Below are 26391 nucleotides of genomic sequence, written 5' to 3' on the forward strand. Positions count from 1 at the left end.
CGCTAGGCGGATCCGTCTGTTGAGTCTTGAAAGAATCGGACGGCCGGCGACCCGCTCTCGCTGACGCGAACGACGGGCAGCCGGCCGGGAACGGACGGACGTCAGCGGTCGAGGACGAGCCCCACCTTCTGGAACTCCTTCAGGTCGCGGTAGCCACACTTGGCCATCGCCCGGCGTAGCCCGCCGAAGAGGTTGAGCTGGCCGTCCGGCTCGTCGGCCGGGCCGTAGAGTAGCTTCTCCATCGACCCGAGCGGCTGGTCGGCGGTGCCGAAGGCACCCCGGGGCAGCTTCGGGTGGCTGGCCGCCGGGTGCCACCAGGATCCGCCGGCCGGGGCCTCGTCGCAGAGCGACAGCGGCTCGCCGAGCATCACCGCGTCGGCACCACAGCCGAGCGCTTTGGCGATGTCGCCCGAGGTACGCAGGTCGCCGTCGGCGATCAGGTGCACGTAGCGGCCACCGGTCTCGTCGAGGTAGTCACGCCGGGCCGCCGCCGCATCGGCGATGGCGGTGGCCATCGGCACCCGGATGCCGAGCACCGACTCGGTGGTGGACCACTCGTCGCCGCCGAGGCCGACGATCACGCCAGCCGCGCCGGTACGCATCAGGTGCAGCGCCGTCTTGTAGTCGGTGCACCCGCCGACGATGACCGGCAGGTCCAGGTCGGCGATGAACTCCTTGAGGTTGAGCGGCTCGTCGGTGGTGGAGACGTGCTCGGCGGAGACGATCGTGCCCTGGATCACCAGGATGTCGACCCCGGCGTCGAGGATCACCGGGGCGAGCGCGAGGGTGTGCTGCGGGGAGACCCGTACGGCGACCGTGCCGCCGCCCTCGCGGAGCTGGCGTACCCGCTCGGTGATCAGCTCGGGTCGGATCGGCTCGGCGTAGACCTCCTGCAACCGGCGGGTGGCCGGGGCCTCGTCGGGCAGCGCCGCCAGCTCCTCCAGGATCTTGGTCGGGTCTTCGTAGCGGGTCCAGAGACCCTCGACGTTGAGCACCCCGAGCCCGCCGAGCTGACCCAGCCGTACGGCCGAGGCCGGGCTCATCGTCGCGTCGGAGGGATGCCCGACGCAGGGGATCCCGAAGGGGTACGCGTCGAGCTGCCAGGCGGTGGAGACGTCGTCCACGTCCCGGGTCCGGCGGCTCGGCACGATGGCGATGTCGTCCAGGTGGTAGCCGCGTTGCGCGGTTTTCCCCAGCCCGATCTCTACCACGTCACGCATGAGTCACTCCAGGTGTGAGGGGGTCACTGGTTCAGCGGGTGTGGTAGTTGGGCGCCTCGACGGTCATCTGGATGTCGTGCGGGTGGCTCTCCTTGAGCCCGGCCGCGGTGATCCGGATGAGCTGACCGCGTCGGTGCAGCTCGGGAATGCTCTCCGCGCCGGCGTACCCCATGGCTAGCCGCAACCCGCCGACCAGCTGGTGGGCCACCCGGGACAGCGGGCCCCGGTAGGGCACCTGGCCCTCCACGCCCTCGGGGACCAGCTTCTCGTCGCTGGTCACGTCCTGCTGGAAGTAGCGGTCCTTGGAGTACGACCGGGCCTGGCCCCGCGACTGCATCGCGCCCAGCGAGCCCATCCCCCGGTACGCCTTGAACTGCTTGCCGTTGATGAAGATCAGCTCACCGGGGCTCTCCTCGCAGCCGGCGAGCAGACTGCCCAGCATCACCGAGTCGGCGCCGGCCACCATCGCCTTGGCGATGTCGCCCGAGTACTGGATGCCGCCGTCGGCGATGACCGGCACGCCGGCCGGCCGGCAGGCCCGGGCAGCTTCCATGATCGCGGTGATCTGCGGTACGCCCACCCCGGCGACCACCCGGGTGGTGCAGATGGCACCCGGTCCGACACCGACCTTGACCCCGTCGGCACCCGCATCGACCAGCGCCTTCGCCCCGGCGTAGGTGGCGATGTTGCCGCCCACGATGTCGATCGTGGCGTCCTTCTTCAGGGTGCGGACCATGTCCAGCACCGCGCGCTGGTGGCCGTGGGCGGTGTCGACGATCAGCACGTCCACCCCGGCGTCGATCAGCGTCCGAGCCCGCTTGTAGGCGTCGTCACCCACACCGATCGCGGCGGCAACCCGCAGCCGGCCGGCGGCGTCCTTGGTCGCGTCCGGGAACTGCTCGCTCTTGGTGAAGTCCTTGACGGTGATCAGGCCACGGAGCCGGCCGGCGGCGTCGACCAGGGGCAGCTTCTCGACCTTGTGCTGCCGCAGCAGGGTGAGCGCCTCCGCCTTGGAGACCCCTTCCCGCGCGGTGATCAGCGGCATCTTGGTCATGATCTCCCGGACCGGGGTGTCCCCGTCGGAGACGAACCGCATGTCCCGGTTGGTGACGATGCCCACCAGGGCGCCGTCAGCGTCGACCACCGGCACCCCGGAGATGCGGTATCGACCACAGAGCGCGTCCACATCGCGCAGGGTGTCGTCCGGGCTACAGGTGACCGGGTTAGTGATCATCCCGGACTCGGAACGCTTGACCAGGTCAACCTGCATCGCCTGGTCCTCGACCGAGAGGTTGCGGTGGAGCACACCGATGCCGCCCTGGCGGGCCATGGCGATCGCCATCCGGGCCTCGGTCACCGTGTCCATGGCGCTGGACAGCAGTGGAAGGCTGAGTGTGACGTTGCGGGTCAGCCGGGTGATCGTGTTGACCTTGCTCGGCACGATGTCCGACTCGCCCGGCTGAAGCAGTACGTCGTCGAAGGTAAGGCCGAGCGGCACCGACAGGGGTTGCGCCGCAGCCAGGTCGGCGGCGGATGCATCGGTGTCGACCAGACCCGCCGGAAGATCGTTGGTCGGCAGATTCTCCACGATTTCTCCCCTGAGCTGGTCGGAACGACGGCGTCACGTGCCGTAGTGGATCATCGCCCGGTCGGAGCGGGCGACGCGATGGTTCATCGTACCCAGTGAGCTGGGACGCCTCGGCGGGCGGCAAGGCCCCGCCGGCCAGCGGACCGTACCCGACGCCATGGACAACCGACGCCATGGACAACCGACGCCATGGACAACCGACGGCAGCCGACCGCGAGCGTCCGACCGGCGGAGCCGACCCGACGCCACGAGCCTTCGACCGACGGCAGCCGGCCGCGACGCCGCAAGCGTCCGACCGACGGGTACGCGCACCAGCCAGGGTTACCACTACGGTGGGGGGGTGCACGACGAGCCGATCGATCCGTTCAACGGCGACCCTGCCGATCCGTCAGCAGGCCTTGACGACGCCGTAGGCGACGCCCCGCTCGAACCACTGACCGAGAGCGAGCGACAGGACGTACTGGAGGACCTCGCCGACCTGGAGGTCTACCAGGCGCTGCTGGGTCCGTCCGGCATCCGCGGACTGGTGATCGAGTGCGAGGACTGCCGAGAGCCACACTACTTCGACTGGGATCTGCTGCGGGGCAATCTCCGGCATCTACTCGACTCGGGCCGCCCCCGAGTGCATGAGCCAGCCTACGATCCAGACCCGGACCACTATGTGAGCTGGGAGTACGCGCGCGGTTACGCCGACGGCGTACACGACACCCTGGCTGAGGGAACCGACGACAGCGAGGGCTGATCCGAAACCCGGCTGATCCGAAACCCCACTGCGCTGGCGCCCGGGAAGCCGCCCCGATCAGACGACCTGGCGCCCGACCTGGCGTCTGGGAAGCCGCCCCGATCAGGCGACCAGCCCGGCCCGGAAGCCCGCCGCCACCGCGTGTGCGCGATCCCGGGCCCCCAGCTTGCGGAACAGCCGACGGGCGTGCGTCTTCACGGTGTCCTCCGAGACGTAGAGCTCCCGGCCAATCTCCGCGTTGCTCTTACCATCGGCCATCCCCAGCAACACCTGCATCTCGCGCTCGGTCAGCACCAGATGCCGCGCGACGGGCGTACCCGGCTCGGACCGGCCGGCATCACCGGTAGCGGCGGTCTCCCCGGAACGAACGGCTCCCGACCGGCCATCGGCAGCGCCGGCTGGTGGTTCCGCCGTCCCGGTCGATGACGGTGCCCCCTCCGCTGGGTGTTCGCCGTCACCCCCCGGGTCGTCACCCCGCTGGACCGGTACGACTCCGGGCACCCCCGGTGGACCACCAGCGGCCTTGCCCGCCGGCCCGGTTCCCGCTCCCGCCGGCCCAGTTCCCGCCCCTACCGGCGGGCCTGTCCGTCCCGCCAGGTGGGTCGCGGGATCGGCGCCAACGGGTGGCATGGTGCCGCCCCGTGACGTCGCCTGCGCCGTGGTGCCGGTCTCCGAACCGAGCGCCCCTGGCCGGGCCGCCACCCAGGCGACGGCACCCGGCCGCGGTTCGGTACCGGGCCGCTGGCCGGCATCCGGATGCTGGCCGGTAGCGCGCATCCGGGCCGCCGGGTTGGCGCGTTCACCCGGCATCGCCGTACCGGTGACGGTGGGCAGCGCGGCCCCGTCCTGGCCGGCCCCCCGGATGGCCCGCCCTCGCGCGGCGAGCAGCATGATGGCCTTGGCCACCACACTGACCAGGTCATGGTCCCCGCCCTGGATCAGGCCCCGGGCTCCGGCGGCGATGGCGGCCGAGGCTACCCCTGGCTCTTCCGCGCCGAACAGCAGAATCGCCGCTCCGGGAGCTCGGGCCAGGACCCGACGGGTGAACCCCACACTGTCCGGCCGGGTGATCGCGGTGTCGGCCAAGACCACGTCGGGTGGTCGCTCGGCGAGCCGCAGCATCACCTCGGGATCGGACACTGCGGTACGGACGGCGGCGGCTAGCCCGAGCCGGGCGGCGGCGGAAGCGACATTCTGCGCCGCGAGCGGTGTCCGGACGCAGACGAGAACTGTACGCACGGTGCTCTCCTCTCCTCAAAGGAGGAGACCACGGCAGGCTTTGATCATCACGAGTTTCCGCGCGATGAACGGCAATATTTTCGACGTTTGCGCATGCCCGACCGCTTTCCAGCTGTTTCGCCAGATAATGCCCCGTTTTGCCGGCCGGTGTGCTCTGAGGCGTTAGGAAGGGGCCCTTCCTAGGCAGAAAGCGATAGGAAGGGCCCCTTCCTAACCCTGGCAGCGGGGTTCTTGACCCGGACGTGTGAGCCGGCGGCGTACTGGGTATCGGGAAGGCCAGCCCCGACCTCGGGCAGCCGGGGTCCCACACTCACCGTCGAAGGAAGGTGCTGATGTCGGACGTACGCAGACTGCCCGGACCCATCGTTGACCTGTGGGAATGGCAGCGGCTCGGTGCCTGTCGGGGCCGGGACAGCGCCCAGTTCTTCCACCCGGACGGCGAGCGGGGTGCCTCCCGCAATCGTCGGGAGACAACCGCAAAGGCGGTCTGTGTGACCTGCCCGGTACGCGCCGAATGTGCTGCGCACGCGCTCGCCGTGCGAGAGCCGTACGGCGTCTGGGGCGGGTTCAGCGAATCGGAGCGGCTCCGGCTACTCGCCATGGGCTGGGAGGATCTCGCCGACCGGCGGCGCAGCCGGGTGGACACCGCCCGGTTGGAGGCTCGATTGGGCAGGCCGCACAAGGCCACGATCCCGATACAGCGGCAGCTGCAGGAGCGCTCCGCCTGACACACCGCATACCCACGACCGACGGATCCGCGTAATCAGAAGGCTCCGGACACGCCAGCGGCGCGCCGGAGCCAGTTCCTGATCACGCGGATCCGGTCTTGCTCGTACCTCGGGTCAGAAGCCCATACCTCGGGTCAGAAGCCCGTACCTCGGGTCAGAAACCCGGGCCGTGCTGGTGCCCGTGGCCGTGGCCGTGACCGTGACCACCCGCCGCCGCAGCGACCGGCTTCTCCGGCTTCTCCACGACCAGGCTCTCGGTGGTGAGCAGCAGCCCGGCGATCGACGCGGCGTTGACGACCGCGTTGCGGGTCACCTTCACCGGGTCGACGATGCCGGCCTTGGCCAGCTTGACGTACTCGCCGGTGGCGGCGTTGAGGCCCTTGCCCCAGGGGCTGGAGGAAACCTTCTGCACCACCACGTAGCCGTCGTGCCCGGCGTTCTGAGCGATCCAGCGCAACGGCTCGACCAGTGCCTTGCGGACGATCGACACGCCGACCTTCTCGTCACCGGTGAGCCCGAGACCGTCGTCGAGCACCGAGGCGATCTGTGCGAGTGCGGCGCCACCGCCGGGCACCGTACCCTCCTCGACTGCGGCCTTGGTCGCGGCGATGGCGTCCTCGATGCGGTGCTTGCGCTCCTTCATCTCGACCTCGGTCGCCGCACCGGCCTTGATGACCGCGATGCCACCAGAGAGCTTCGCCAGCCGCTCGGCCAGCTTCTCCCGGTCCCACTCGGAGTCCGAAGCCTCGATCTCCTTGCGGATCTGACCGACCCGGTCGGCCACCTCGGCCCGCTTACCCCGACCGTCGATGACCGTGGTGTTGTCCTTGTCGACCACGATGCGCCGGGCGCTGCCGAGCATCTCCAGGGTGACCGCGTCGAGCTTGTAGCCCAACTCGGGAGCGATCAGCTCACCGCCGGTGAGGATCGCCATGTCCTGGAGCATCGCCTTGCGCCGGTCACCGAAGCCGGGAGCCTTCACCGCGCAGACCTTGATGGTCTTGCGGATCGAGTTGACCGTCAGCGTGGACAGCGCCTGACCCTCGACGTCCTCCGCCACGATGAGCAGCGGCTTGCTGGTCTTGAGCACCTTCTCCAGCAGCGGCAGCAGCTCCTCGATGGAGGAGATCTTCTGCGTGGTGATCAGGATGTACGGCTCGTCGAGCACCGCCTCCTGGGCCTCGCTGTCGGTCACGAAGTGCGGCGAGATGAAGCCCTTGTCGAACTGGAGGCCCTCGGTGACGTCCAGTTCGGTGGCCAGGGTGGAGCCTTCCTCGACGGTGATCACACCGTCGCGGCCGACCCGCTCCATCGCCTCGGCGATCAGGTCGCCGATGGTGGCGTCCTGCGCCGAGACCGTCGCCACCTGGGCGATCGACTCGCGCTTGCCCACCTTGGCGGCCTTGTCGAGCAGCGCTGCGGAGACCTTCGCGGCCGCCGCGTCGATGCCCCGCTTGAGGCTGGTCGGGTTGGCACCGGCCGTCACGTTGCGCAGGCCCTCGCGGACCATGGCCTGGGCGAGCACGGTGGCGGTGGTGGTCCCGTCGCCGGCGACGTCGTTGGTCTTCGTCGCCACCTCCTTGACCAACTGCGCGCCAAGGTTCTCGTACGGGTTGCTGAGCTCGATCTCCTTGGCGATGGTCACGCCGTCGTTGGTGATCGTGGGGGCGCCGAACTTCTTGTCCAGTACGACGTTGCGCCCGCGCGGGCCGAGGGTGACCTTGACCGTGTCGGCGAGCGTGTTGACACCGTGTTCGAGCAGGTGCCGGGCGTCGTCCGAGAAGCTCAGGATCTTCGCCATGAATATCCCTTCAAACAGTCGATGCCCCGGCCCGGCGAGCCGGTCCGGGGCATCGTCACTGATCAGTTGATTACTTCTCGATGACCGCGAGGACGTCGCGGGCGGAGAGCACCAGGTACTCCTCGCCGGCGTACTTGACCTCGGTGCCGCCGTACTTCGAGTAGATGACCTTGTCGCCGACCTTCACGTCAACCGGGATCCGGTTGCCGTTGTCGTCGACGCGGCCCGGGCCGACAGCGAGGACGGTGCCCTCCTGCGGCTTCTCCTTCGCGGTGTCGGGGATCACGATGCCCGACGCCGTGGTCGTCTCAGCCTCATTCGCCTGGACCAGGATCCGGTCCTCAAGCGGCTTGATCGCAACCTTGGTCGCGGTAGTCACGGGCATACCCTCCTGGGGTACTTGGTTTCTATGCGCCGACCGTATGAGCCGGACGGCGCAATCTGCCTCATGCCACCGGGCGGGTCCGTCGTCGCGGGTGCCGGTCCGCCTGGCGTTTCAGCCCCGGACCAGGGTCCGAAGCTGGCACCCTCGGTTCGAGAGTGCTAACGGCAGGTTAGGCCGGCGGCTGGCACTCCGTCAAGGAGAGTGCCAACTCTCCGGGCGGCGAGTCGCACCCATTCACCCGTCAGCGGCCAAGATCGAGCACACCGTGACCTGCCCTGATCGTCCCCGGCGGGTGCGCCGCCGGTCCACCCCGTGCCGCCCGCCACAATCGCAGGCGTGGACCTCGACCAACTAGCCGCGCTGCGTACCCCCGACGGGGAGCGTGCCCTGACCGCGGCGGCCGAACTGGCCGGCGGCGACCCGCTCACCGCCGCCAGCGCCCTGCGCTCGGCCGGCATCCCCGCCGACCTCGCCGCCAGCGCACTCACCCAGGCCGAGCTGCGCCGCCGGGCAGCCGCCAAGTTCGGCCCGATCGCCGCCGGAATGTTCTTCACCCGGGCCGGACTGGAACAGGCCACCCGCACGGTGGTCGCCGGCCGGCGGGCGGAACGACTACGGGCCGCTGGCGTCACGACCCTCGCCGACCTCGGCTGTGGGCTCGGCGCCGACGCACTCGCCGCCGCCCGAGCCGGCATCCGGGTGTACGGCGTGGAAGCCGACCCGGTCACCGCCGCCATGGCCGCCGCCAACGCCGAGGCGGCCGGGGTGGCCGACCGGTTCACCGTGGAATGCGGCGACGCCACCGGATTCGACGTCGACCGGGTCGACGCGGTGTTCTGCGATCCGGCCCGACGCCGGGCCGGCACCGGACGCCGGATCTTCGACCCGAACGCGTACTCCCCACCGTGGGACTTCATCACCGCCCTGATCGAGCGGGTCCCCCGTACGGTGCTCAAGGTCGCCCCCGGCTTCGAGCACGCCCTGATCCCGTCCGGTGCCGAGGCCGAATGGGTCAGCGTCGACGGCGACCTGGTGGAGGCCGCCCTCTGGTGCGGCCCACTCGCCACCACGCCCCGCCGCGCCACCCTGCTAAGCGGTAAGGAAGGGCCCCTTCTTATCGCTTTTGGTAGAGGAAGGGCCCCTTCCTATCAGCTCACCGGCACCGGCACCGACGACGCCCCGGTCGGCCCGGTTGGCCGCTACCTGTACGACCCGGATTCAGCGGTGGTCCGCGCCCACCTGGTGGCCGAGTTCGCCGAGACGGTGTCGGGGCGGCTGGCCGACCCGAGCATCGCCTACGTCTACGCCGACGAGCCAGTGGTGACTCCGTACGCGCGCTGCCTGGAGATCACCGACGTGTTGCCGTTCTCGCTCAAGCGACTCCGTGCGCTACTGCGTGAACGTGGTGTCGGCCGGCTGGAGATCCTCAAACGCGGCTCGGCGCTGGAGCCGGAGCAGCTACGCCGGGATCTCCGGTTGTCCGGGTCCGCCCCGGCCACCATCGTGCTGACCCGGGTCGCTGAAGCACCGACCGTACTGCTGGGCCACCCCGTCGCGCCCACAATTCCGTAGGTGGCCGACGGGCACCGGGATAGGGTCCGAGCATGGCAGGGCAGGGGACGCCGGCAACGGCGTTGCTGACGAAGCAGAAGGTCCCACACAGCACCCACCCGTACGACGTACCACCGGACGCCCCGCACTACGGCGCGGAGGTGGCGGCGGCGCTCGGCGTACCGCCGGAGCGGGTCTTCAAGTCGCTGGTGACCGAGGTGGATGGGGCGCTGACGGTGGCGGTCGTCCCGGTGACCGGCGAGTTGGACCTGAAGGCGCTGGCCGCCTCGGTGGGGGGCAAGCGCGCGATGCTGGCCGACCGTACGGTTGCCGAGCGCGCCACCGGCTACGTCCGCGGCGGGATCAGCCCGCTGGGACAACGCCGTCGGTTGCCCACCGTGGTCGACTCGTCCGCCGAGGGGTTCCCCACGGTGTACGTCTCGGCCGGCCGACGCGGGCTGCAACTCCAGCTCGCGCCGGCAGACCTGGTCCGGCTGACCAGCGCGACCACCGCCCCCATCGCCACCCACTGACCAACGCGACCCAGCGTTGTTCAGAGCTGGTCGAACCAGTTCCGGACGGCAGGCACACCGCCGGAGCCGAGGGCGACCATCAGGGCCAAGCGGGCCTTGACCGGGGAGAGCCCGCGGGCCCCGATCGCGCCCACCTTGCCGGCCAGCCCAGTGGCGAGTGGCAGGTCGTCGAGGGCGACGCCGCTGGTACGGCACCGAGACGCGATCACTACGGGAACGTTCCACCCGGTCAGTTCGTCGATCGGGGTGAACAACTCGACCGGGACGTTCGACTCCCCGGTGCCCTCCAGCACGATGCCTCGCGCACCGGCGTCCACGACCGCGTACAGCACCTCCGGTGGCATTCCCGGATAGGTCTTGAGCAGGGCGACGTCGGTCTCCGGCTCGCCGCTGGCCCGGGGTGGTCGAGGCGGCGGTACGGCGGACAGGTCGGCCCGCCCAGCCACCATGCGACCGACCGGAGGCTCGGGGGTCGAGGTGAACGCGGCCGGACCGGTGGCGTCCACCTTGGTCACCCAGCGGGCGGCGTGCAGTTCGTCGTCGAGGCAGGCGACCACGCCAACCCCACGCAGTACCGGATCGGCGGCGGCCCGGATAGCCGACGCCAGATTGCCCGGGCCATCCGTGCCCGGGGCATCCAGACTGCGCATCGCACCGGTGAAGACAATCGCGCCCCGGACCGCTGCCTCCCCCGCCAGCAGGTCGGCGAGGAACGCGCTCTCCTCCAGGGTGTCGGTGCCGTGAGTGACCACCACGCCGTCGAACCCCTCGACCAGAATGGCGGTACGGGCCCGCCGGGCCAGCCCCAACATCGTCCCGGGCGAGATGTCCCAGCTGGGCTCGGCCAGCACGTCCTCGGCTACCACCTCCACTCTCGACGGGTCATGACGGAGTTCAGGTGCGGCGTCGAAACGCCATGGTCCGGGGCCTAGCTGCTGGAGCAGTTCGGCTCCGGAAGCGACGCCGGGGCGATTGGGGTCGTACGAGTGCGCGATCGTGTCTCCGGTCGCCAGCAACAACACGCGTTTCATCGCATCGACCTCCTCACTGGTCCGGGGCCACGCCGTTCTGGTCCGGGGCCACCCCGTTCTGGTCCGAGGGCACGCCGACGAGCGCCTCGATCCGTTCGATGCGCTGGACGAGAGGCTGCAACTCCTGGCGTACGACAGCACCGATGACCTTGGCCGGGTCCGCTCCCGCCGTCTGTGTTCCCGCCGTCTGTGTTCCCGCCGTCTGTGTTCCCGCCGTCTGTGTTCCCGCCGTCTGTGTTCCCGACGGGTAGGTGCCTGCCGCCGGGTCACCCGGCTGGCTCTGGGTACGCAGGTGGACGTAGCCGGCCAGCCACGCCGCGATGGCGCGCCGGGTCAGTCGCGGCTCCACACCTCGCGCGCGCAGAATCTGGCCGGCGGTCCCGTCGGGCTCGGCGAGCAGGCCGAGCAACAGGTGCTCGCAGCCGACATAGTTGTGCCCAAGGGCGATCGCTTCGGTGACGGTCAACTCCAACGCGTTGGCCGCTGGGCCGCTGAACCGGGTCGCGAGTTGATCGGTGGCCGCCAGCATCGCCGCTGCCGCGAGTTGCTCGGTGGCCGCCGACGTTGTCGCCGCTGCCGCAGGCTGGTCGGTAGCCGCCGATTTGGTCAACGCTGCCGCGAGTTGGTCGAGGTCCCGCTCCAGTTGCTCGGGGTCGACCTCCACCGCACGCAGGACGTGCAGGGCGACGTTGCTCCCCTCGGCCAGCATGCCTCCGAGCAGGTGCTCGGTGTCGATGGTCGACGTGTTCTCCGCGCGGGCCCGTTCCTGGGCCAGCCGGAGTACGGCATGCGCCCGGGGCGTGAAGTGCGGCAGCCGTACGGCCAGTTGTTCCAGATCCAGGTCACCCACGGAGGTCTCCCGGATCGCGGTTACCCGGCGCACCGCCTGCTCCAGGGCTCGCTGGCAGATCGCCGACACCGGAACACCGGATTCCTTGACCGCCTCCGCCAGCTCATCAGGTAGATACACGTTGATTTTAGGCATAGCCGACATCCTTCCTGCCACTGACAACGTCAACCTACCCCCTAGCTAACCCCAATGGGGTTACTTTGACAATGCATCAAGGAACATCACTTGCCCCCACCTCGGGACATCGACGACCAGCAAGTATCGACCGCGTTGCGGAATTGTTATGGCAGACAACAAACTCGACCGCTGATACGCCTTGTGCCGCAGCCATGACCCCTAATACGTTGCCGGACACAACAAAAACGCGAAGACCGGTCTCAATCAATTGCCGTGCCGACATCCGGAGCCCGCACGGTCACCGCACGCCCTCCCCGTACCGAGACCCGAACTTCCCCCGAAAGGACCCATGCACATGCGCAAAGGGATCCTCACCACCGCCGCCGTCGGCCTACTGATCACGGGAAGCCTCGCCGCCTGCGGCGAGACGTCCGACAACGCTGGCAGCGCCAAGACGCCGAAGATCGGCGTGATCCTGCCGGACAGCGCCACCTCTGCCCGGTGGGAGACCGCCGACCGCAAGTACCTCAAGGAAGCGTTCGAGGCCGCCGGCGTCCAGTACGACATCCAGAACGCCCAGGGCGACAAGGCCCAGTTCCAGACCATCGCCGACCAGATGATGACCAACGGCGTCACCGTCCTGATGACCGTCAACCTGGACTCCGGTACCGGCAAGGCCGTACTGGACAAGGCCCGGTCCCAGGGCGTAGCGACGATCGACTACGACCGGCTCACCCTCGGCGGCTCGGCGAGCTACTACGTCAGCTTCGACAACGTCGCGGTCGGCAAACTCCAGGGCGATGGCTTGGTCAAGTGCCTCGCCGACAAGGGCGTCAAGAACCCGGTGGTGGCGGAACTCAACGGCTCGCCCACCGACAACAACGCCACCCTGTTCAAGTCCGGCTACGACTCGGTCCTCAACCTCAAGTACGAGGCCAAGGAGTTCGTCAAGGGTCCGGACGTCTCCGTACCGGAGTGGGACAACACCCAGGCCGGCACGATCTTCGAGCAGATGCTGACCCAGCAGCGCGGGAAGATCGACGGGGTGTTGGCCGCCAACGACGGCCTGGGCAACGCGGTCATCTCGGTACTGAAGAAGAACAAGCTCAACGGCAGGGTGCCGGTCACCGGCCAGGACGCCGACGTACAGGGCCTGCAGAACATCCTCGCCGGTGATCAGTGCATGACCGTCTACAAGGCGATCAAGCAGGAGGCCGATGCCGCTGCCGACCTGGCGATCGCGCTGGCCAAGGGCGAGAAGAAGGAGACCGGTCAGTCGGTGAAGGACCCGGAGAGCGGTCGCGACGTCCCCGCCGTCCTGCTCGCCCCGAAGCCGATCTACCTGGAGAACGTCAAGGACGTGGTCGCCGACGGCTTCGTCACCAAGGCTGCCCTGTGCGCCAACGAGTTCGCCGCGCTCTGCACCAAGGCCGGCGTGAGCTGAGCCGAGCCGCGCTGAGCCGAACCCCCACCGCACTCCCCGCACGTTAGGAAGGGCCCCTTCCTATACAAAAAACGATAGGAAGGGGCCCTTCCTTACAAGCACCCCGCGCTTAAGGAGACCCCGTGTCCGCGCCCCCTGTGTCCGCGACCCCCCTGTTGGAACTGCGCGGGATCGACAAGAGTTTCGGTCCGGTCCAGGTCCTGCGTGACGTCGCCTTCACCGTCCAGCCGGGCGAGGTGACCGCGCTCGTCGGCGACAATGGTGCCGGCAAGTCGACCCTCGTCAAATGTGTCAGCGGCATCTATCCCACCGACAGCGGCGAGTTCTTGTTCGAGGGCCGGACGGTCAGCGTCAACAGCCCCCGGGACGCGGCTGCACTTGGCATTGAGGTCGTCTACCAGGATCTCGCCCTCTGCGACAACCTCGACATCGTCCAGAACATGTTCCTCGGTCGGGAGAAGCGCAACGGGCTGGTGCTCGACGAGGCGACCATGGAACAACTGGCCGCCGAAACCCTCGCCGGTCTGTCGGTACGCACCGTCAAGTCGCTGCGGCAGCACGTATCCAGCCTCTCCGGCGGTCAGCGGCAGACCGTCGCGATTGCCAAGGCGGTGCTGTGGAACAGCAAGCTGGTCATCCTCGACGAGCCCACCGCCGCGCTGGGCGTCGCGCAGACCGCCCAGGTGCTCGAACTGGTCCGCCGGCTGGCCGACAACGGCCTGGCCGTCGTACTCATCTCGCACAACATGAACGACGTCTTCGCCGTCTCCGACCGGATCGCCGCGCTCTACCTCGGTCAGATGGTCGCCCAGGTGAAGACCACCGACATCACGCACGCCCAGGTGGTCGAACTGATCACGGCCGGGCGTACCGGCGGGCTCGACCTGACCGCCGGCGACCCTGACCCCGACACCGACGCTCCCGTCAACACCGACACCGACTCTGACCCCGACACCGAATCCACAGGAGCCACCCGATGACCACCATGACCCCGGTACGCGAAGGGTCGGCCACGGACGCGGCACCGACCGTCGGTTCGCACGTACGGGACTACCTCGGCCGGGTACGTGGCGGCGACATCGGCGTGCTGCCGGCCGTACTCGGGCTGGTCGTGCTCTGCCTGGTGTTCTCGATCCTGCGTCCGTCCTTCCTCTCCGCGTTCAACTTCGCCAACCTGCTCACCCAGGGGGCGGCGGTGACGTTGATCGCGATGGGGCTGGTCTTCGTCCTGCTGCTCGGCGAGATCGACCTCTCCGCCGGGTACGCCAGCGGGGTCTGCGCGGCAGTGCTGGCCAACCTGGTCACCCTCCAGGGCTATCCCTGGTACGTCGCCGTGGCGGCGGCCCTCGGCACCGGCGTGCTGATCGGGTCCGTGCTCGGTTTCCTGGTCGCGAAGATCGGCATTCCGTCGTTCGTGGTGACCCTCGCCGGCTTCCTCGCCTTCCAGGGCATCGTGCTGATGCTGGTCAAGGAGGGCACCAACGTCTCGGTACGGGACAGCGTGCTGGTGGCGATCGCCAACCGCAACCTGCCGCCGTGGCTCGGCTGGCTGCTCGCCGCCGTCGCGGTGGCCGGCTACGCGACGGTGCAACTGCTGCGCCACCGCAACCGGTTGGCGCGGGGTCTGGCCACCGCCCCGGTGACGATACTGCTGGTCCGGGTCGGTGCCCTGGCGGTGCTCCTCGGCACCGCTGTCTACATCCTCAACCTGGAACGCAGCATCAACACCCTGATCGTGTCGCTCAAGGGCGTGCCGATCGTCGTACCCATCATCGCCGTACTACTGGTCGGCTGGACGTTCGTGCTGCAACGCACCGCGTACGGCCGGCACGTCTACGCGGTCGGCGGCAACCGGGAGGCCGCCCGGCGGGCCGGCATCAACGTCGACCGGATCCGCATCTCGGTCTTCGTCATCTGCTCGTTCATGGCGGCGATCGGCGGCATCGTGGCCGCCAGTCGGGCCAACTCGGTCGACGCCAAGACCGGGGGCAGTAATGTGCTGCTCTACGCGGTCGGTGCCGCGGTCATCGGCGGTGCCAGCCTCTTCGGCGGCAAGGGTCGGGTGATCGACGCTGTGCTGGGCGGCGCGGTGGTCGCGGTCATCGACAACGGCATGGGCCTGATGGGCTACAGCGCGGGGGTCAAGTACGTGGTGACCGGGCTGGTCCTGCTGCTGGCCGCCGGGGTTGACGCCCTGTCCCGACGCCGGGCGGCGGCAACCGGAAACCGTTGACCGTCGACCCGACCCGGGAAGTGGAGTGACCGTACCGATGCGCGCAGGGCCGAGCCAGGAGGAGATCCGCCGGCAGAATCTCGGTGCGCTGCTGCGCTACGTACACGTCCACGGGGCGACCTCCCGTGCGGAGCTGACCACCGAACTGGGGCTCAACCGCAGCACCATCGGCGCGCTGACCGCCGACCTCACCGCTGCCGGCCTGGTCAGCGAGGGGGCACCCCGGGAGACCGGTCGGGCCGGCCGGCCGTCGCTGGTCGTCCGGCCCCGGTCCGATCTGGTGTACGCCTACGCGTACAGCATCGAGGTCGACCGGCTCCGGGCCGCCCGGGTCGGGTTGGGCGGGGCGATCCTCGACCGACGGGAGGCTCCCCGACCTCCCGGGATGCTGGCGGAGGAGACCGTGCCGCAGCTCGCCGCCTTCGTCAAGGAGATGCACCAGTCGGTGCCGGCCGACTCGGTCTACGTGGGCGGCGGCGTCGCGGTCTGCGGCATCCTGCGCGGGGAGGACGGCCCGGTGCACGTACGCCCGCAGACCGGCTGGGTCGACGAACCGCTCGGTACGGCGCTCGCCGCCGCCCTGGCCACCGAACTCGAATCCGACCGGCCCGTCCTGATCGGCAACGCCGCCGACGTCTCGGCGCTGGCCGAGCATGCCCGGGGGGCCGGGGCCGGCTGCGACAACCTGATCTACCTGCACCGGGACGTCGGGGTCGATGCCGGGATCATCGTCGGCGGGCGGCGGCTGACCGGACATGGCGGCTACGGTGGCGAGGTCGGCCACATGGTGGTCCGTCCGGGCGGGCGGCTCTGCGGCTGCGGTTCGCGCGGCTGCTGGGAGACCGAGATCGGCGAGCACGCCATGCTGAATCCGACCACCACCGACGGTCGGGGGGCGGCGCTCGCCGTCGTCGACGCCGCGTCCCGGGGGGACGCCAGCGCCCAGGCCGCCGTACGGCAGGTCGGCGACTGGCTCGGCTTCGGTGTGGCGAACCTGGTCAACATCTTCAACCCGGAGGTGGTCATCTTCGGCGGCACCCTGCGGGACGTGTACCTCGCCGCCGCCGCCCGGGTACGCAGTCGGCTCAACTCGATGGCCCTGCCCGCCGCCCGGGAGCAGGTACGACTGCGTACGCCACAGTTGGGCGAGGATGCCGCCCTGATCGGGGCCGCCGAACTAGCCTTCGCCCACCTGCTGACCGACCCGCTCGACGCTACGACCTGAGTCCCGGGGCCGGTCCATGGTCCGCCAGACCGGGCTGACCAGCGGAAGCAGGGTCACCACCAGGTAGGCGAGGCCGAAGAGCAGGCTCGCGGCTGGCAGCCGGAGTCCTTGCACGGCCAGCCCGGCGAGCAGACTGCCCAGCGGGATGCCCGCCCAGGAGACGGCGTGCATCAGTCCGAGCACCCGGGCCTGGAGATGCTCGGGAATCCGCTCGTACGAGAGCGCGCCGAGGATCGGATTGACCGCCGCGATCGACAGGCCCCCTACGAAGGCAACCACGTAGATGACCCACAGCTCCTCGACCAGGGCGAGTACGACGAAACGGGGTGCCCCGGCGATCAGGAAGCCCACCGTGAAGACAGCGAATCTCGGCACCCTCGGTGCGATGGCGGTGAAGACGATGTTGCCCAGCACCGCCCCGACGGCGAAGGAGGCGGAGAGGAAGCCGAGTGCGGTCGGTGATCCGAAGGTCTCCTTCGCCCAGATCGGCGAGAGCACGCTGCTGTAGGCCGCGTCGGCGAGGTTGGTGACGAAGAGCATCACGACCAGGCCACGGACGAGCCGATCCTGGCGTAGGAAGCTCAGCCCAGCCCGCAACGCCACGAGATAGGGCTCCCGGTCGGCTGTCTTCCGCTCCTCATCGGACGGGCCGGGCGACGCTCCAGGGCCGGACGACGCCGCTGCCGAGTTGGATCCGGTCGCCGGTACGAACGAACTCGGCACGAGCGACGCCACGACCACCGCGCCCACGACGAAGGTCGCCGCGTCGATCAGGAGCACTGTCGGCGCGTCCAGCGCGGCGATGAGCAGACCGGCCAGTGGCGCGCCGAGTAGCGTGGCGAGCCGGCTCAACCCGTCGTGCAGGCTTGTTGCCCGGGTCAGTGACATGCCGGAGGCGGCGACGGTCTTCGGAAAGACCACCCGTTTGGCCGTGTCGCCGAGCCCTCGCAGCCACCCGACCCCGGCGACGACCGCCAGCAGGACACTGAAGGGCAGCAGGTCTGCCCGGTACAGCAGGGGTATCGCGGCCAGCACCAGACCGCTGCCGAGGTCGGTGACGATGCTCATTCGGCGGGCGCCGATCCGGTCGATCAGCGGCCCGCCGAGGCCACAGGCCACGACGTACGGCAGCATCTCGGCGAACGCCACCAGGCCGGTCTTCGTGGCGCTGCCGGTGGTCGCCAGGGTGAACCAGGGCAGCGCGACCAGGCTCATCCGACTGCCCGCCAGCGAGATCGTCTCGGCGATCAGCAGGCCGATCAGTCCGCGACCAGTCCGCCTCGTCGCGGCCGCTGTCATCGTGTCCGCTGCCGTCGCGGCCACTTCTGTCGTGTCCATGGTCACGGCCTCACTCTGCGCCGGCCGATGGGAACGGCAGGAGTTGCGCCTGTAGGACGACCTGTTCGGCGCCAGCGGGTGCCGAAACCTCCGGCAGGTCTCGGCGGTAGCGCTGGACCAGCGCGAAGATCTCGTCGTGCAGTGCCGCCGCCTCGGTGGCGGTCAGCCGCAGTCGCCAGTCGCTGAGGGTGGACGCCTGCCGCCACTCCTCGGGCAGGGTGGGCCGCTCCCCCAGCCATCGGTCGACCCGCTCGGCGTACAGCGACGCGACCGCCCGCAGGTAGGTCTCCATTTCCGCCACTGCCTGTTCGCCGATGGCGCCGTCGAGCAACGTCCCGCCATGTGCCGCCTTCCACCACCGCTCCCGGCCAGCACCGCGATCGGGGTCCTCGACCACGAAGCCGTACTGGGCTAGTTGGCGCAGGTGGTAACTGGTGGCACCGGTGGATTGGCCGAGTCGCTGGGCCAGCAGGGTGCTGGTGGCGGGACCGCGCTCTCGCAGCAGGTTGAGCATGCGGACCCGCAATGGGTGCGCGAGGCCGCGCAGGGTGGTCGCGCTCGGACGTACCTCATCCCTAGACATGTTTGCAAAGTTTGCCTTGCAAAGACTTCTTTGTAAACCCCTCGCGCGGCGATGCCAGCAAGCAGCACGCAAGGTCGCGCCCTGTGCTGGGAACGATTCTTGTTGCCCTGGTAACAACAACGGTTCACAGCTTGGGTCGCCATCCCGCTGCCTCAAGCGCGGCTCGGAGCTGCGCCACCACATACTCCGGCCGACGACGTACGTCGAAGGCAGTGAACCGTAGGATCCGATCGCCCGCGATCCACAACTCGTTCTGCCGACGCAGATCCGCAGCCCAGTGCCGGACCTCCAGGTGGTGCGCACCGTCCACCTCGACATGGAGACGCCATTGCCGCCGGCGGCCAGCAGCGTCTGCGCCTCCTCCTCAGAACCCGCCCACTGAGCCGCATCGACCAGCGAGCGCGCCATACTCGTCCGATCCGGCCGACCATGCTGCCGGTCCGCTTCCGGTAGCTGCCGGGTCCGCCGGACGCGCACCGCCGGCAGGCCGATCGGCAAGCCGGTCAGCCGTCGTGCGACGCGACGGTCGTACGGGACCAGCACGTCCACGACATCGCGCCGCCATTTACCGCGCAGCCCGCCCGCCTGGGCAGCCGCCAGCCCAGCCAGAACCGCATCCCCGCCGGCGGCCAAAACCGCCACCCACCACTGGCGTTCTCGAGTGAAGTCGCCGGCATCGGCGACCAGGATGCCCCGGCAAACCCGCCGCCATCGGCCGGTATCCAGCCGATGGCGTACCTTCGCTGGGCCCAGTTCCGCCATCGCCTGCCGCCACGTCAACACTCCGGCCTGCTCGAAGAGCAGCCAGTCCAGCGCGTCGGCATCCTCCCCCGGCAACCGCATCCGGCGATTCGACCCCGCCTACGGGCCACCGGATGTCGCTGCCACGACACTCCCCCAGCGGCGGCTACGGCCGGTCGCCGTGCCAGGAGCGCCAGAGCGCGGCGTACGAGCCATTCGCCGCGACCAGCTCGTCGTGCGAGCCCAACTCGGCGATCCGGCCCTCCTCCACCACCGCCACCCGGTCAGCGTCGTGGGCCGAGAAAAGGCGGTGGGCAATGGCGATCACGGTACGACCGTGCAGCGCGCCGGCCAGCGACCGTTCCAGGTGCCGGGCGGCACGCGGGTCGATCAACGAGGTCGCCTCGTCCAGTACCAGGGTGTGCGGATCGGCCAGCACCAACCGGGCCAGGGCCAACTGCTGCGCCTGAGCCGAGGAGAGGGCATATCCACCCGAGCCGACCAGGGTGTCCAATCCGTCGGGCAGGCGCTGCGCCCAGTCCAGTACGTCCACTACGGCCAGCGCGGTCCGTACCTCCTCGTCGGAGGCGCCGGGCCGGGCCATCGACACGTTCTCCCGCAGCGTGCCGATGAAGACGTGGTGCTCCTGGGTCACCAGCGCCACCTGCGACCGCAGCTCGTCCAGGGACAACTCGGCCAACGGTTTGTCGTCCACGGTCACTGTCCCGGCCCGGGGTGCGTGGATGCCGGCGAGCAGCCGCCCGAGGGTGGACTTGCCGGCGCCGGATGGACCGACCATGGCCAGCCGTTCGCCAGGCGCGATGGTCAACGTGATGCCATGCAGGACGTCCCGACCGTCCCGGTAGGCAAACCGTACGTCCTGCACGGCCAACCGCTGGTCACAAGACTGCTGGTCACCGAGCCGCTGGCCACAAGGCTGCTGGTCACCGGGCCGCTGCCCGCTGGGCCGCTCATCGGTTGCCTCCGGAGCTGCCACCGACTGACCATCGGCCCGCTGGGCGACGCCGAGCAGCCGGGCCAACGAGGCACCGCCCACCTGCAACTCGTCCAAGGTGGAGAGCAGTCGGTCGATCGGGTTAATAAGCTGCTGGACGTAGAGCGTGGCGGCGGTGACCTGTCCCAGGGTCACCCAGCCCTTGAGGTAGAACCAACCACCGATGACCAGGGTCGCCACCACCGGCACCACATAGCCGACCTCCACCACCGGGAACCACACGGTACGCAGGAAGAGGGTGTAGCGCTCGGCCGCGTACGACCGGGCGATGTCGGTGTCCGTACGGGCCCGGCGGCGCTCCTCGAGCCGCAACGCCTCGGTGGTGCGTACCCCCTCGACAGTCTCGCTGATGCCGTCGGTGATGTCCGAGTAGGCGGCGTTCTCCCGTAGGTAACCGGCCGGAGCCCGGCGCAGGTACCACCGGGTGCCGATCCACAGGATCGGCACCGCCAGCAGACAGGGCACCCCCAGCACCGGCCCGACCAGCAGCAACGCCCCGGCGATGAAGAACGCGGTGACGATGGCGATGAGCGTCTCCGGCACCGCGCGTCGCACCGTCTGCGACAACGCCGAGACATCCCGGGAGGTACGGGTCAACAGGTCCCCGGTGCCGGCCCGCTCCACGGTGGCGAGCGGGATGGCCAGAATCCGGTCGACGAACTCCTCACGTAGCTCGGCGAGCACCCGCTCGCCCAGCCGGGCCGAAGCGAAGTAGGCAAACCGAACCAGCACCGCCTGAGCAACCACGAAACCGGCGATGGCCAACGCGATCCGGTCCACGGTCACCGTCGTGGTGCCCCGGGAGATCGCCTCGACCAGGTCGCCGAGCAGCCGAGGCGCGGCCAGACCGGCGATGGCCGCCAAGCCGTGCAGGCCGAGAGCAGCAGCCAACGCGCGCGGGTGTCGGCGGATCAGCGTACGGGCGTACTGGCGGACCTGCTTCGCATCCGCCACCGGCAAACTGTTACCGCTCACGCTGTCTCCACTCACGCCGTCACCTCCCTCCGGTCGGCGCCGGCGTGTGAAACTGAGCCACCGGTTCGCTCGCTACGCTCGCTCACGCCGTCACCTCCGATACCTCGTCCGTGCGGTTGACGGTCGCGGCGTACCTCGGTTCGTTCGCGAGCAGTTCCTGATGGGTGCCTTCGCCCACGACCTTGCCGTCCTCCAGGAAGACCACCCGGTCGGCCCGGTTGAGCAGCAACGGGCTGGTGGTGCAGACCAGGGTGGTACGACCGCGCCGGACCGCGCCCAGCCGGTCGGCGATCCGGGCCTCGGTGTGTGCGTCCACCGCGCTGGTCGGCTCGACCAGCAGCAGGATCTCCGGGTCGGCGACCAGCGCCCGGGCCAGTCGCAGCCGCTGCTGCTGCCCGCCGGAGAACTCCCGGCCCCGCTCGGCGACCATTGCACCCAGCCCGTCGGGCAGCGCCTCGATGATGTCGGTGGCGCTGGCCGCGGTCAACGCCGCCAGGATCGTCGCGTCGTCGGCCGAATCGTGCGGATCCAACTCCGCCCGGAGTGGGCCAGCGAAGAGGCGCGCGTCGTTGTCGGCCACCAGGATCCGCTCCCGGACCGTGGCCAGCGGCAGCGCCCGCAGCGGTACGCCGCGCAGCGTCACGTCGGCGTCGACGTACCGGCCGAGGCGGTCGGTGACAGCGATGGCGTCCTCGGGTGCGCTCGCGGCCAGCGCGGTCAACTGCCCCGGCCGGACCACCAGGCCGGATTCCACGTCGACCAGGTCACCGGGCTGCTCGGGCAGCCGGGCCGGCTCGGCCGGATCAGTCAACTCCGAGGTCAGCCCGAGCAACCGGATGATCCGACGAGCGGCGACAAACCCCCGGGTGTACTTGTTGAGCGCCTCGGTGAGCGTCCGTAGCGGGGTGACCAGAAACGCCGCGTACCCGTAGAAGGCGACGAGCTGCCCGGCGGTGATCTCACCCCGGAGCGCGAACCGGGCACCGAGCCAGGTCACCAGCACCACGAAACAACCCGGCAGCAGAATCTGCGCGGCCTCCAGCAGCGACTCGACCCGGGCGACCCGGACCCCTTCGGCGCGCAGCCGTTGGGACTCGGTGCGGTACCGCGCCGAGAAGACCGGCTCGCCCCCCACCCCGCGCAGCACCCGCAGGCCAGCGACGATGTCCCCGGCTCGGGTGGTAAGGGTCCCCTGCTGGTCCCGGTACGCCTGCTGTCGGCGGTGCAACGGCCGGATCAGGACGCTGACGATCAGTACGAGCACCGGCACCCCGAGGACCACGACCAGACCGAGGGGCACCGAGGTGGTAAGCAGGATCACCGCCACGGTGGCGATGGCGACGATCGCACCGGTGCCCCGGGCGGTGATGTCCAGGGCGCTGCCGATCTGCTCCATGTCGGCGGTGCCGATGCTGACCATCTCGCCAGCGGAGAGGCGTTTGGGCAGGGCCGCGCCGAGCCGGTTGGCCTGCCGTACGGTGACCTGGACCGTCCGGTACGCGCCGGAGAGCCAGACGTGGACCGCCATCCGGTGTCGGACGGTGCCGGCGGTGGCCTGGAGTACGCCGAGGCCGAGCAGGACCAACCCCCAGCTCAGGAGTGCGTCCAAGTCCTTTGCGGCCACCCCGACGTCGATGGCCTTGCCGATGGCGGCCGGCATCAGTGCCTGACTGACCATCCAGACGACGCCGAGCAGCACTCCGCCGATCAGGGGCCACTTGTTGCGGGCGGCCATCCACAGCAGGAAGTGGGCCGCCGACCGACGGTCGGGCGTACCGGGTTCAGGTTCAGGTAAGGACCGCATAGCGGCACCGACGTTATGAGATGCCCGCGTCCGCCCGCTATCGAATTACCGTTGGCCGGCGCAGCGCCCGGCCGACGGATTGGCGGGGTTCGACCTCCGACCGCTGCCGACCGCGAAGGGTCAGCGGTCGACCGGGGTGAAATCCCAGGAGTGCGGCGGACGAGCCACCAGCCGCGTCGGCGGCTCGGGCAGGCTCACCGGGTTGCTCCGCCACTTCGAGACAACCACCAGCCGATGGTCGGTGGAGGAGAAGACCTCACTCGACACATGCAGCGGATTGTGCTCGATTTCCGGCAGCGCGGTGTCACACACCCAGGAGATCAGGTCGGTGAACCGGGCCGGCTCGGCGCGTACCTCCCACATCCGCACGATCACGTCGCCGGACATTACACGCTCACCACAGTCAGTGGCATGGCGGAGTCCGCCGGCAGGTCCAGTCGACTGGGGGCCACGCCCGAGGCGACCAGATGCGACCCGAGCGCCGCCACCATCGCACCGTTGTCGGTGCACAGCTTCGGCCGGGGTACCCGGACCGTGATGCCGTACTTGGCGGCCCGTTCCTCGGCCATTGCGCGCAGCCGGGAGTTGGCCGCCACCCCGCCGCCGATGACCATGGTTTCGATCCCCCGGTCCCGGCACGCGTCGATGGCCTTACGGGTCAGCACATCGCAGACCGCCTCCTGGAACGAGGCGGCGACGTCGGCCACCGGCACCGGCTCGCCGGCCCGCTGCTTCGCCTCGACCCATCGGGCAACCGCCGTCTTGAGACCCGAAAAGGAGAAGTCGAACCGGTGCGCGGCGAGGTCCTTGGGTGCGGTCAGGCCGCGCGGGAAGGCAATCGCCCCGGCGTCACCGGCTCGCGCCTCCCGGTCGATCGGCGGCCCGCCCGGGAACGGCAGGCCGAGCAGTCGAGCCACCTTGTCGAACGCCTCACCGGCCGCATCGTCGATGGTGGCGCCCAGCGGGGTGACCCCGGTGGCCAGGTCGTCCACCTGCAACAGCGACGAGTGGCCGCCGGAGACCAGCAGGGCGATCGCCGGCTCGGGCAGCGGCCCGTGCTCCAGGGTGTCCACGGCCACGTGGGCGGCCAGGTGGTTGACCCCGTACACGGGTTTCTCGGCGGCCAACGCGTACCCCTTGGCGGCGGCCACCCCGACCAGCAGCGCCCCGGCCAGCCCCGGGCCGGCGGTCACCGCGATCGCGTCGATGTCGGCCAGGGTCACCCCGGCGTCGTCCAGCGCCCGACGCATGGTCGGCACGATGGCCTCCAGGTGGGCCCGACTGGCCACCTCCGGCACCACGCCACCGAAGCGGGCGTGTTCGGCGACGCTGGACGCCAACGCGTCGGCGAGCAGGGTGTGCCCCCGTACGATCCCGACTCCGGTCTCGTCGCAGGAGGTCTCGATCCCGAGGATCAGCGGTTCGTCAGCCACTCTTCATCATCACCAGCGCGTCGGTGTTGCTCGGTTGGTAGTAGCCGCGACGGATCCCGACCGGCTCGAAGTCGTACGTCGCGTAGAGCTTCTGGGCTGGGGCGTTGTCCACCGCGACCTCCAGCAGGGTGCGGCGTATGCCCAGCCGGGCGGCCTCGGCCAGCAGCGCCTCCAGCAGCGCCCGCCCGATGCCGCCGCGCTGCGCGGCCCGACGTACCGCGATGTTCTGCACCCAGGCCTCGTCCGGCGGCTGCGCCGCGAGCCCGGCGTAGCCGAGCAGCTCACCTGCGTCGTCCAACGCCACCAGGTAGTGGTGGCCGTTGGCCAACTCGTTCCAGAACATGCCCGCCGACCATTTCTCGGGGCCGAACAGGTCTGCCTCGATGGTCAGCACGGGGTCGATGTGCCACCAGCGGAACCGGCTCAGTCTCATGCCGCCAGTCCGCTCGGTGCGGGAGATCCGGTCCCGGCAGCACCGGTCTGACCGGTCACGGCAACACCGGTCTGTCCGGTCACGGCAGGACCGGCTTGCGGGTGCTGGCCGCCACCGCGTCCGGGCGGCGTAGGTAGAGCGGGGTCAGCGGCTCGCTCGGCGCACCGGCTCGGATCCGCTCCGCCGCCAGCTCCGCCAGGGCGTACGCCGGGGGGTAGAGCAGTTCGGCGCGCAGCGGCAGCCCGAGTATCTCGGTATAGCGGTGTGCCCCCTCGCCGACAGCGACCGTGACCGCCAGTTCGGCTGCCTGCTCGGCCACCACGGCGGGTGTGGCCACGTCCGGTTCGGCGATCCGCTTGCCAGCGTCGTCGTAGGCCGCCCAGTAGATTTCCCGACGTCGGGCGTCGCTGGCCACCAGTACCCGCTGTCCGGTGCCGGCCGCCGCGTGGCCCAGGGCGTCGAGGGAGCAGATCCCGTAGGTGGGGATGGCCAGGGTCTGTCCCATCGTGGCGGCGGTGACCAGACCGACCCGCAGCCCGGTAAAGGGCCCGGGACCGACCCCGGCCACGACGGCACCGAGATCGGTGGGGCGGGCACCGGCCTCGGCCAGCACCGACTCGACCTGGGGGGCGAGCAGCTCTCCGTGTGCCCGCGCGTCGACCACCCGCCGTTCGGCGCGCATCACGAGGCGGTCGGGCAGGATCTCCACCAGCGCCGCCGTCACCGCCGGGGTCGACGAGTCCACCACGAGTACGAGCACGCTATGACCCTAGCGCTTCCCCTACCGGGGCCAGCGAAAGGTCGGGGCCGGGCCTGACTCGATCGGCCACGAGCCGGCCGGCACAGCCAACGTGGCTGTGCCGGCCCGAGCCGCACCGGACGCAGCCGTCAGCGCACCGGCCGATGGTGCGGCTACGTAACGAGTGGCTGCTGCGGCCTACCGACTAGCTGGCCTCGGTCTCCCGGCGCAGCCGCAGCGCGAGCAACAGGGCACCGACCCCGACCAGGCCCGCACCCACCGCGGCGATGCCCGCCACGGGCGCGCCGGTGATCGGCAGGCCACCGCCCCCACCGGGTACGGAGGTGCTGGGGCTCGGGGACTCGCTCGTGCCCGGTTCCGGTGTCTCGGTAGGGGTGCCGGGCGGGCTCGACGGGGGGTTGGTCGGCGGCACGGGGGTGCCGGGCGTGCCCTCGCAGGCGTGGCTCAGGTTGAAGAACTTGCTCGTACCCGTGATCTCCGCGCTGCCGCTCTTGAGCGTCCAGCCAGCGGGGGTGAACAGGTACGCATGGTTGACATCTCCCTGCCCTAAAGGGCGGGGATTCCGGCGGTCGCCCGCCGGGTTTCCTGCTTCACGGCCTGCTGCCCCGAACGGAGGTTCCCC

Annotated in this window: 24 protein-coding genes and 1 pseudogene; 8 read left to right on the forward strand and 17 right to left on the reverse strand. The window is 69.9% G+C overall.

The window, feature by feature from the left end:
* Positions 1–101: 101 nt before the first annotated feature.
* Entirely contained in the window at positions 102–1220 is a 1119-nt protein-coding gene (locus ACWDV4_RS26630) for a GuaB3 family IMP dehydrogenase-related protein (RefSeq protein WP_449984036.1), read from the reverse strand.
* 31 nt (positions 1221–1251) lie between these two features.
* Positions 1252–2808 (reverse strand): IMP dehydrogenase, encoded by a 1557-nt coding sequence (guaB, locus tag ACWDV4_RS26635; protein WP_449984040.1) that lies wholly within the window; start codon positions 2806–2808, stop codon positions 1252–1254.
* Positions 2809–3148: 340 nt separating this feature from the next.
* Between guaB and ACWDV4_RS26640 the strand changes: the two genes are divergently transcribed.
* On the forward strand, positions 3149–3550 hold the full coding sequence (locus ACWDV4_RS26640) for a DUF5319 domain-containing protein (RefSeq protein ID WP_449984043.1): 402 nt from the start codon (positions 3149–3151) through the stop codon (positions 3548–3550).
* 102 nt (positions 3551–3652) lie between these two features.
* Here the strand turns inward: ACWDV4_RS26640 and ACWDV4_RS26645 are convergent, their stop codons facing one another.
* Complete coding sequence (locus tag ACWDV4_RS26645; protein ID WP_449984045.1) at positions 3653–4789, reverse strand: response regulator transcription factor; 1137 nt, start codon at positions 4787–4789, stop codon at positions 3653–3655.
* Between the two features lie 332 nt (positions 4790–5121).
* Here ACWDV4_RS26645 and ACWDV4_RS26650 point away from each other — a divergent pair, with 332 nt between their 5' ends.
* On the forward strand, positions 5122–5517 hold the full coding sequence (locus ACWDV4_RS26650) for a WhiB family transcriptional regulator (protein WP_449984048.1): 396 nt from the start codon (positions 5122–5124) through the stop codon (positions 5515–5517).
* A 154-nt stretch (positions 5518–5671) separates the two neighbouring features.
* Here the strand turns inward: ACWDV4_RS26650 and groL are convergent, their stop codons facing one another.
* Both groL and groES read right to left on the reverse strand, forming a co-directional pair.
* Positions 5672–7318 carry a chaperonin GroEL gene (groL, locus tag ACWDV4_RS26655; RefSeq protein WP_449984051.1) on the reverse strand — a complete coding sequence of 549 codons (1647 nt, stop codon included), beginning with the start codon at positions 7316–7318 and terminating at the stop codon, positions 5672–5674.
* A gap of 70 nt (positions 7319–7388) precedes the next feature.
* Complete coding sequence (gene groES, locus ACWDV4_RS26660; RefSeq protein ID WP_449984053.1) at positions 7389–7703, reverse strand: co-chaperone GroES; 315 nt, start codon at positions 7701–7703, stop codon at positions 7389–7391.
* Positions 7704–8039: 336 nt separating this feature from the next.
* Between groES and ACWDV4_RS26665 the strand changes: the two genes are divergently transcribed.
* Complete coding sequence (locus ACWDV4_RS26665; RefSeq protein WP_449984056.1) at positions 8040–9275, forward strand: THUMP-like domain-containing protein; 1236 nt, start codon at positions 8040–8042, stop codon at positions 9273–9275.
* Between the two features lie 32 nt (positions 9276–9307).
* Complete coding sequence (ybaK, locus tag ACWDV4_RS26670) at positions 9308–9787, forward strand: Cys-tRNA(Pro) deacylase (protein ID WP_449984059.1); 480 nt, start codon at positions 9308–9310, stop codon at positions 9785–9787.
* Between the two features lie 20 nt (positions 9788–9807).
* On the opposite strand, the gene ACWDV4_RS26675 is transcribed toward ybaK, so the two are convergent.
* Positions 9808–10818, reverse strand: coding sequence for an asparaginase (locus tag ACWDV4_RS26675; protein WP_449984062.1), 1011 nt, complete (start codon positions 10816–10818; stop codon positions 9808–9810).
* A gap of 13 nt (positions 10819–10831) precedes the next feature.
* On the reverse strand, positions 10832–11803 hold the full coding sequence (locus tag ACWDV4_RS26680; RefSeq protein ID WP_449984065.1) for a Clp protease N-terminal domain-containing protein: 972 nt from the start codon (positions 11801–11803) through the stop codon (positions 10832–10834).
* A 337-nt stretch (positions 11804–12140) separates the two neighbouring features.
* Here ACWDV4_RS26680 and ACWDV4_RS26685 point away from each other — a divergent pair, with 337 nt between their 5' ends.
* The 4 genes from ACWDV4_RS26685 to ACWDV4_RS26700 all read left to right on the forward strand — a co-directional run bounded on the left by ACWDV4_RS26685 (position 12141) and on the right by ACWDV4_RS26700 (position 16687).
* Complete coding sequence (locus tag ACWDV4_RS26685; RefSeq protein WP_449984068.1) at positions 12141–13229, forward strand: sugar ABC transporter substrate-binding protein; 1089 nt, start codon at positions 12141–12143, stop codon at positions 13227–13229.
* A 137-nt stretch (positions 13230–13366) separates the two neighbouring features.
* Positions 13367–14209 carry an ATP-binding cassette domain-containing protein gene (locus ACWDV4_RS26690; RefSeq protein WP_449984105.1) on the forward strand — a complete coding sequence of 281 codons (843 nt, stop codon included), beginning with the start codon at positions 13367–13369 and terminating at the stop codon, positions 14207–14209.
* Complete coding sequence (locus ACWDV4_RS26695) at positions 14206–15462, forward strand: sugar ABC transporter permease (protein WP_449984071.1); 1257 nt, start codon at positions 14206–14208, stop codon at positions 15460–15462. Before ACWDV4_RS26690 ends, ACWDV4_RS26695 begins: the two co-directional genes overlap by 4 nt.
* 37 nt (positions 15463–15499) lie before the next feature.
* Complete coding sequence (locus ACWDV4_RS26700; RefSeq protein ID WP_449984107.1) at positions 15500–16687, forward strand: ROK family transcriptional regulator; 1188 nt, start codon at positions 15500–15502, stop codon at positions 16685–16687.
* Here the strand turns inward: ACWDV4_RS26700 and ACWDV4_RS26705 are convergent.
* The 10 genes and pseudogenes from ACWDV4_RS26705 to ACWDV4_RS26750 all read right to left on the reverse strand — a co-directional run.
* Positions 16640–18025, reverse strand: a complete 1386-nt coding sequence (locus ACWDV4_RS26705; RefSeq protein WP_449984110.1) for an MFS transporter — start codon at positions 18023–18025, stop codon at positions 16640–16642. The two genes, ACWDV4_RS26700 and ACWDV4_RS26705, sit on opposite strands and share 48 nt — an antisense overlap.
* 10 nt (positions 18026–18035) lie before the next feature.
* Positions 18036–18608, reverse strand: a complete 573-nt coding sequence (locus tag ACWDV4_RS26710; protein WP_449984073.1) for a helix-turn-helix domain-containing protein — start codon at positions 18606–18608, stop codon at positions 18036–18038.
* Between the two features lie 124 nt (positions 18609–18732).
* Positions 18733–18918, reverse strand: a complete 186-nt coding sequence (locus tag ACWDV4_RS26715) for a hypothetical protein (RefSeq protein ID WP_449984076.1) — start codon at positions 18916–18918, stop codon at positions 18733–18735.
* Positions 18919–19515: 597 nt separating this feature from the next.
* On the reverse strand, positions 19516–21339 hold the full coding sequence (locus ACWDV4_RS26720; RefSeq protein ID WP_449984079.1) for an ABC transporter ATP-binding protein: 1824 nt from the start codon (positions 21337–21339) through the stop codon (positions 19516–19518).
* Positions 21340–21421: 82 nt separating this feature from the next.
* The gene (locus ACWDV4_RS26725) at positions 21422–23143 is read right to left on the reverse strand and encodes an ABC transporter ATP-binding protein (RefSeq protein ID WP_449984082.1); all 1722 of its coding nucleotides are present in this window, start codon (positions 23141–23143) and stop codon (positions 21422–21424) included.
* 120 nt (positions 23144–23263) lie between these two features.
* Entirely contained in the window at positions 23264–23518 is a 255-nt protein-coding gene (locus tag ACWDV4_RS26730) for a hypothetical protein (RefSeq protein ID WP_449984112.1), read from the reverse strand.
* An 11-nt stretch (positions 23519–23529) separates the two neighbouring features.
* On the reverse strand, positions 23530–24576 hold the full coding sequence (gene tsaD, locus ACWDV4_RS26735; protein ID WP_449984085.1) for a tRNA (adenosine(37)-N6)-threonylcarbamoyltransferase complex transferase subunit TsaD: 1047 nt from the start codon (positions 24574–24576) through the stop codon (positions 23530–23532).
* Entirely contained in the window at positions 24569–25009 is a 441-nt protein-coding gene (gene rimI / locus ACWDV4_RS26740) for a ribosomal protein S18-alanine N-acetyltransferase (protein WP_449984088.1), read from the reverse strand. Before rimI ends, tsaD begins: the two co-directional genes overlap by 8 nt.
* A gap of 79 nt (positions 25010–25088) precedes the next feature.
* A complete protein-coding gene (gene tsaB / locus ACWDV4_RS26745) occupies positions 25089–25769 on the reverse strand; it encodes a tRNA (adenosine(37)-N6)-threonylcarbamoyltransferase complex dimerization subunit type 1 TsaB (RefSeq protein ID WP_449984091.1) in 681 nt (226 codons plus the stop codon).
* Between the two features lie 184 nt (positions 25770–25953).
* Positions 25954–26391 (reverse strand): annotated as a pseudogene (locus ACWDV4_RS26750) (hypothetical protein); the annotation flags it as partial.

This window comes from Micromonospora sp. NPDC003197, assembly GCF_053590565.1.